This is a genomic window from cf. Phormidesmis sp. LEGE 11477 (assembly GCF_015207105.1).
In the GTDB taxonomy this organism is placed as follows: Bacteria; Cyanobacteriota; Cyanobacteriia; order Phormidesmidales; family Phormidesmidaceae; genus Phormidesmis.
This window is the reverse complement of sequence record NZ_JADEXO010000193.1, coordinates 1-5,996: the sequence shown is the minus strand read 5'-3', so window position 1 is coordinate 5,996 and position 5,996 is coordinate 1. Positions and strand designations below refer to the sequence as shown.

7 protein-coding genes are annotated in these 5,996 nt (G+C 48.6%); 4 read left to right on the top strand and 3 right to left on the bottom strand.

The window, feature by feature from the left end; translation table 11 throughout:
• Positions 1 to 37: 37 nt before the first annotated feature.
• The 3 genes from IQ256_RS28080 (at position 38) to IQ256_RS28070 (ending at position 3,317) form a co-directional block, all read left to right on the top strand.
• On the top strand, positions 38 to 382 hold the full coding sequence (locus IQ256_RS28080) for a YbaB/EbfC family nucleoid-associated protein (RefSeq protein ID WP_193858991.1): 345 nt from the start codon (positions 38 to 40) through the stop codon (positions 380 to 382).
• A 90-nt stretch (positions 383 to 472) separates the two neighbouring features.
• A complete protein-coding gene (locus IQ256_RS28075) occupies positions 473 to 940 on the top strand; it encodes a low molecular weight protein-tyrosine-phosphatase (RefSeq protein ID WP_193858990.1) in 468 nt (155 codons plus the stop codon).
• A gap of 571 nt (positions 941 to 1,511) precedes the next feature.
• Entirely contained in the window at positions 1,512 to 3,317 is a 1,806-nt protein-coding gene (locus tag IQ256_RS28070; protein WP_193858989.1) for an EAL domain-containing response regulator, read from the top strand.
• 34 nt (positions 3,318 to 3,351) lie between these two features.
• Here IQ256_RS28070 and IQ256_RS28065 read toward each other — a convergent pair whose 3' ends face one another.
• The 3 genes from IQ256_RS28065 to IQ256_RS28055 form a co-directional block, all read right to left on the bottom strand.
• On the bottom strand, positions 3,352 to 3,882 hold the full coding sequence (locus tag IQ256_RS28065) for a hypothetical protein (RefSeq protein WP_193858988.1): 531 nt from the start codon (positions 3,880 to 3,882) through the stop codon (positions 3,352 to 3,354).
• Between the two features lie 213 nt (positions 3,883 to 4,095).
• Positions 4,096 to 4,401: a DUF2442 domain-containing protein gene (locus IQ256_RS28060; RefSeq protein ID WP_193858987.1), complete on the bottom strand. Its 306-nt coding sequence runs from the start codon at positions 4,399 to 4,401 to the stop codon at positions 4,096 to 4,098.
• Positions 4,388 to 4,651 carry a DUF4160 domain-containing protein gene (locus IQ256_RS28055; protein WP_193858986.1) on the bottom strand — a complete coding sequence of 88 codons (264 nt, stop codon included), beginning with the start codon at positions 4,649 to 4,651 and terminating at the stop codon, positions 4,388 to 4,390. Before IQ256_RS28055 ends, IQ256_RS28060 begins: the two co-directional genes overlap by 14 nt.
• Positions 4,652 to 4,764: 113 nt before the next feature.
• On the opposite strand from IQ256_RS28055, the gene IQ256_RS28050 reads away from it, so the two are divergent.
• A partial coding sequence (locus IQ256_RS28050) for a deoxyribodipyrimidine photo-lyase (RefSeq protein WP_193858985.1) occupies positions 4,765 to 5,996 on the top strand: 1,232 nt, incomplete at its 3' end.

Below are 5,996 nucleotides of genomic sequence, written 5' to 3'. Positions count from 1 at the left end.
AGTTTGACAGTCAATTTATCAAACAATCACTATAACCATGACAAAAGGACAGGGATTTGGATTCGGCCTCGGCAAAATGAAGGAGCTAAGCGAGGCATTCAAAAAAGCACAGCAGGTGCAAGAAGGTGCCAAACGCCTTCAAGAAGAACTTGAGCAGATGGAAATTGAGGGCACCGCTGGTGGTGGCATGGTGAAAGTCATCATGAGCGGAAACCAAGAGCCTCGCGATGTCGTTATCTCGGCAGAGGCGCTGGGCGAAGGTGCAGAAGTCCTCTCTGATCTAGTCAAGGCAGCAATGCTAGACGCATATAACAAGTCCACTGCTACCATGCGCGAGCAGATGGAGGAGCTAACAGGTGGACTAAGCTTGCCGGGAATGTAGTGATAGCTAGCGTCGGATACCTCCATACGCTAGCCGACCATGCCCTCTCGTGACATTTTTTCTCTCGGGACAATAGAACCGAGGATGCCCATGCCCACCAAGCTCCTGTTTGTCTGCTTAGGCAATATCTGCCGCTCGCCTTCGGCAGAGAACATTATGAACCATCTGATCGCACAGCGAGCGCTGGGTGACAAAATTGTGTGCGACTCTGCCGGGACTAGCAGCTATCACGTAGGCAGTTCACCAGATCGTCGAATGAACGCAGCAGCCCAGCGCCAAGGAGTGACTCTAGTAGGTCAGTCTAGACAGTTGACGGCAGCCGATTTAGAGACGTTTGATCTAGTTTTGGCAATGGATCAAAGCAACTATCAAGATATCTTGAGTCTAGACAGAAGCCATCGTTACACACGTAAAATCAAGCTAATGTGCGATTACTGCCGACGTCACAGCGATAAGGAAGTTCCAGATCCCTATTATGGTGGCGAGGCGGGATTTGACTATGTAATCGATTTGCTTATAGACGCCTGTGAAGGGTTACTTGCAGAAATAAAAGCTTAGGAGAAGAACATCTCAGGTTTAAGAATGTTTTAATTTTTTGCGACTATTTCTGCTAGCTTCGTAAGTGATAGCTAGGCTACTATTTCCTTTTGTAAGCAAGATTTGTTGATAGGTAGAAAGATAGCAGCTAGAAGTTAAAGGCGACTTTAAGCTTCTTCTATCCTTGGTCGAAACCTTCGCTATTCGGGTTAGTAAGCTCAGTCGTAGCGGTAGAGTGAAATGAGCTTTACCTGGGGTCTACGACTGCTTAGAGTTGTCTCTAGTTATCGCTAGCAGCTATCACCTGAAAACTTCCAATGATAGCTGCTAAGTACAACTACTTATCGAATTTGTAATGGCGATACGCTATCTTCTTTAGCGCCACTATGTTACTAAACGAGGTTGACCATTAACCTAATTGTAAGGCGTGTCAATCAAACATCTCGAAAAAGCATAGTGTACAGCCAACCCAAGGGGTCCACTGGCTGACTGCTTAATTCCATCGGCTCAGTTTTTGGATAGAACATTGTCGGAAACGCATATTACTTTTCCATCTAGGTCTAGTTTGTTCCAGTCTGATTCTTTTCGTTCGATGAATGGACAACTAGGCTGCATTTTGATTGTTGATGATGCGCCAACCAATCTATTTGTATTATCCAAACTGTTGACTTCTGCAGGCTATGAAGTTATTCAGTCATCTGGCGGACTAGAGGCGATCGCGCTGGCACAAAGCCATCAGCCGACGCTAATTTTGCTAGATATTATGATGCCTAATATGGACGGATACGAGGTCTGCAGACGACTGCGATCGATGCCAGAAACTGCTCATATTCCTGTCATTTTTCTAAGCGCGCTAGATGCTCCTTTCGACAAGATTCAAGCATTCCATAGCGGTGCGGCAGACTATGTGACCAAGCCATTTCAAACTGAAGAAGTGATGGCCCGTGTTCATCTGCAAATTGAGCTACGGCTGGCCCGAAAGCGCCAGGAGCAAATCAACGTAGAGCTAGAAAAACGAGTTGATGAGAGAACGCAGCTATTAGAGCTAGCTCACAGCCAGATGGTGGATCTTGCCCAGAGCGATCGCCTGACTCGTCTGCCTAATCGTCCGTCATTTCTAAGACGCTTGGGTAAGGTAATGGCCCAGTCACAAACTGATCCTCGAGTGTCTTTCGCAGTTTTGTTTTTAGATTGCGATCGCTTCAAAAGAATCAACGACTCGCTGGGCTATCGCATTGGTGATCAGCTCTTAAAAGGCATTGCTCGTAGGCTGAGTACTTTTGAGCAGAAGCATGCCGAAGTTGACATGGTTGCTCGTTTCGGCGGTGATGAGTTCGGCATTTTGCTGCTAGATATCGCTGACAAAACAGATGTTGTTGACTTCACGGAAAAGGTTTCTAGGATACTCTCTCGACCTTTTCTACTCGCTGGGCACCATATTTTTTCTACTATTAGCATCGGTATGGTGTGGGGCGATCGCAGCTATGTATCTGCAGAACATTTACTGCGTGATGCGGACGTAGCGATGTATCAAGCCAAAGCTCGTATGCATCGCAAATATTGCTGGTTTGAACCAGGCATGCATCATCTGGCCGTGAAGCTACTAAATCTAGAGACTGGCATGCGGCTGGCGCTCCAGAGAAGAGAATTTGAGCTTCACTACCAGCCGATCATTGATCTAGAAAGAATGAAAATAGTAGGCTTTGAAGCTCTAGTACGTTGGCAGCACCCGGTAGAGGGATTAATTTTGCCTAACGAATTTATTCCGTTTGCAGAAGAAACGGGATTTATTGTCGAGCTGGGCGCACAGATACTGGAAATGGCCTGCACACATGTTGCCGATTGGGAGAGAGCAGGGGTAGTTGATGATGAGCTTACCATTAGCGTTAATATTGCCCCAGAGCAGCTTTTGCAGCCTTCGATTCTCAATCATGTGCAACACTGTCTAGACTCTACAGGTATCTGCGCTCAACGTTTGAGACTAGAGCTGACAGAACGCTCCTTGATTGGAGATCACGAACTAGTAGACGATATCTTGCAAGCGCTCAAGCAGCAGAATATTCGGCTAAGTATCGACGACTTTGGCACTGGATACTCAGCCCTAGGTTATCTGCATCAGCTACCCGTTGATTGCTTAAAAGTAGACAGATTGTTCGTCAAATCAATTACTGACGATCCAGGCAGCTTAGGGATTGTGCCCTTGATTATCAGTATGGCCAAAACCATGAATATGGAAGTGGTGGCCGAGGGCATTGAAAATATCACCCAGCTCGACCAACTGCGAAAGCTAGGTTGTCAATACGGTCAAGGTTATCTATTTCACAAAGCAGTCGCGGCGGATAGGGTAGCTGATTTATTGTCTGCGCCAATTAGCAGTTGGCTAGGAGAAAGTGACTGAGAGTTGGCTCCTAGATAGACGCTCTTAAGACGAGCTATTGTCTGAAGACAAAGTCATAGCCAGCATAGGTTTCTGATTCGTAGTTCAAAACAATCCAAACTGAAGGGTCAAAAGCTAGCGGATAGGCTTCTCGCTCGGTAATTTTGGAGCTGGCTGTATCTCCAGATTTTTCTTCAGTAGGCGTTTCAAGCGGCAGGGTGCAGTAGGGCTCCAAGACCGCTTGGCGAACACTCTGTTTGGTGGCCCCGACTGGCACTGATAGCAGCGCAGAAATTTCGTCACGCGACATCTCTGCGCCCGATTGAATCACCTGCTGACAGTTAGACTGGGCGATTGCCTCAGAAGACACCCGATCGGGCAGCACGATTGCGACCATCAAAGTGGCAGCAGCACCACTCGCTAGCAAGGCTTTTCGCTTCCGAGCTGAGCGATTTAGACTTACCTTCGCCGCGCTATTTTTCTTTTCATGCTTGGCGCTTTGGCTAATGACTTTCCGTGCGCTCGGCTGGGTGTGCTTTTGGGCTCTCGTACGACTGTCGGGGGTAGAGGTATGTGTGGGAGGCATGGCTATTCTCCTTTAGTCTCTCTGGCTCATCTGTTGGGCTACCCAACGAGCCATCTAAAGCGATTATAGTTTATTTGTACTACTATTGCACTGTTGTAGACGATGAATCTGAATAATCAATGGGCACGTCTATCGGTTGGGATGGACAATATGTCTATCACCCATATCATTAGTACCTACCGCAATTAGGCTGAGTGACTGATGATCTTTTATCTAAGAAGCGACGGTCATCTGCTGTTGAAGCCTAGCCATCCAAGGCTCGCGGCCATAGATGCCAGCTTTGAGATCAGAAATGCGAAAGTCTTGGCCTAGCTCATCCCAGTAAACGTGTTCCCCGCTTAGCTCGACGGCTTCTAGCTGCGCCTCAGTTGCTTTGATCGGCACCCAGTCATTGCCGTCGTACCTAACCATCTCAAGCAAACGCACTGGCCAGATACCGGCAGAGCCATCGGCGAACTCCACTACTAAAGCTTTATGCTGGCGGTCGTAGTGGGCATTGATTGCTTTATTGTGCAGCATAGTATTTTTCGGCTCCTTCTCTCAGCATCTCTAGATTATCGCTGCAAAGCTGAAGTGCCCGTTTGGTATGCTTTGCTGTGGTTTTCATCCGTTCGTCTTTGGCCGGTCGCATCTCTATTGGCTCAGAGCCAGAGATATCTACCTTTATTTCTAACGCTCGATCTCTAGTGGTGACGTGAACGTGTGTTGGTGAGTGGTCGCCAGGATAAACCAGAATGCGAATGTTGCCTGTTTGTAAAAGTGTCGGCACTATAGTCTAAACGCCTGAGAAGCTTCACGACCACACTTCCACTATAGGGAAATCTACCGCTACAGTTATAAAACTTTGTAGAGTAGTAAAGAGACGCTTTTCTCTTTGTCAGCATGAATCGCACTATTGTTTGGTTTCGGCGAGATTTAAGGATTTCAGACCATGAGCCGCTTTATCGAGCGGCTAGGCGCGGTGCGGTTATCCCTGTTTTTATCTTTGACCAGGCATTGCTGAAGCACCCAGAAACGGGAGCCGGGCGAGTGCGATTTATGCTGAGCTGTCTAGCGGCTTTGGATCAAGACTTGCGATCGCGCGGCGGTAGGCTGATCTTACGAGCAGGTGACCCGGTAAAAATACTGCCGCAGCTAGTCAAAGAAACGAGCGCTGACGGCATTTACAGCTACGTAGACTACGAGCGTATCTATGGCCGCGTGCGTGATGCGCGGCTAACCCGGACGCTAGCAAAAGCAGACTTGAAGATTCGCTGGTTTGAACCGTTGGGCGGCACGCCAGATCTGATTGACTACCCCAGCTATCGAAAGCTTTGGTATCAGGGTATGCGATCGCCTCAGATACCCACCCCTCAAACCGTCGAAGTCCCTCCAGACATTTCTTCAGATCAGATGCCAGCATTAGAAGCTCTGGGCCACGCCTCAGACGGCATGCTGGTACCTCAAGGCGGTGCAACTGAGGCGCGCCAGCTTTTGCATCTCTTTTTTGATGAGCGCAAAGCCCAAAGCTACTACTGGCAGCTTTCTTATCCCAGTGCTAATGCCACTAGCGGCCTGAGTCCGTATATCAAGTACGGGGCTATCTCTATTCGTGAATGCGCCCAGACGATTTGGGAGCGGCAGGCAGATCCTTCCTGGAACGCCGATAAAAGGGTGCAGCGCAGTGCCCATCAGCTAATTTCTCGGCTGCGATGGGGCAGTGGGTTTACCCAAAGATTTCGGTATTTGCCACAGCTTGAGGTGCGATCGCTCTACACCCCTTTTGAAACGGGGCCTAGTGACAGTTTGCTACCGGCAGAAGAACTGCAAAATGGCGGCTGGAATTACAATTTGGAGCACTACGAAGCCTGGAAAAATGGTGAGACTGGCTATCCGATCGTCGATGCCGCTGCTCGGTGTCTGCAGGCAACAGGCGGCTGGCTGGCGCTCAACTTTCGAGTCCGCGCTATCTACGCTAGTTTCCTCTGCAATCTAATTGGGATGGACTGGCGATACGGTGCGCTACACTTCATGCGCTACCTGATTGACGGCGACTGTCCAATCGATCACTATCAGTGGGCTCAGCAAGCAGGCGTTACCCACTGTCTTAATAAAGCCTGGATTCGGATCTATAA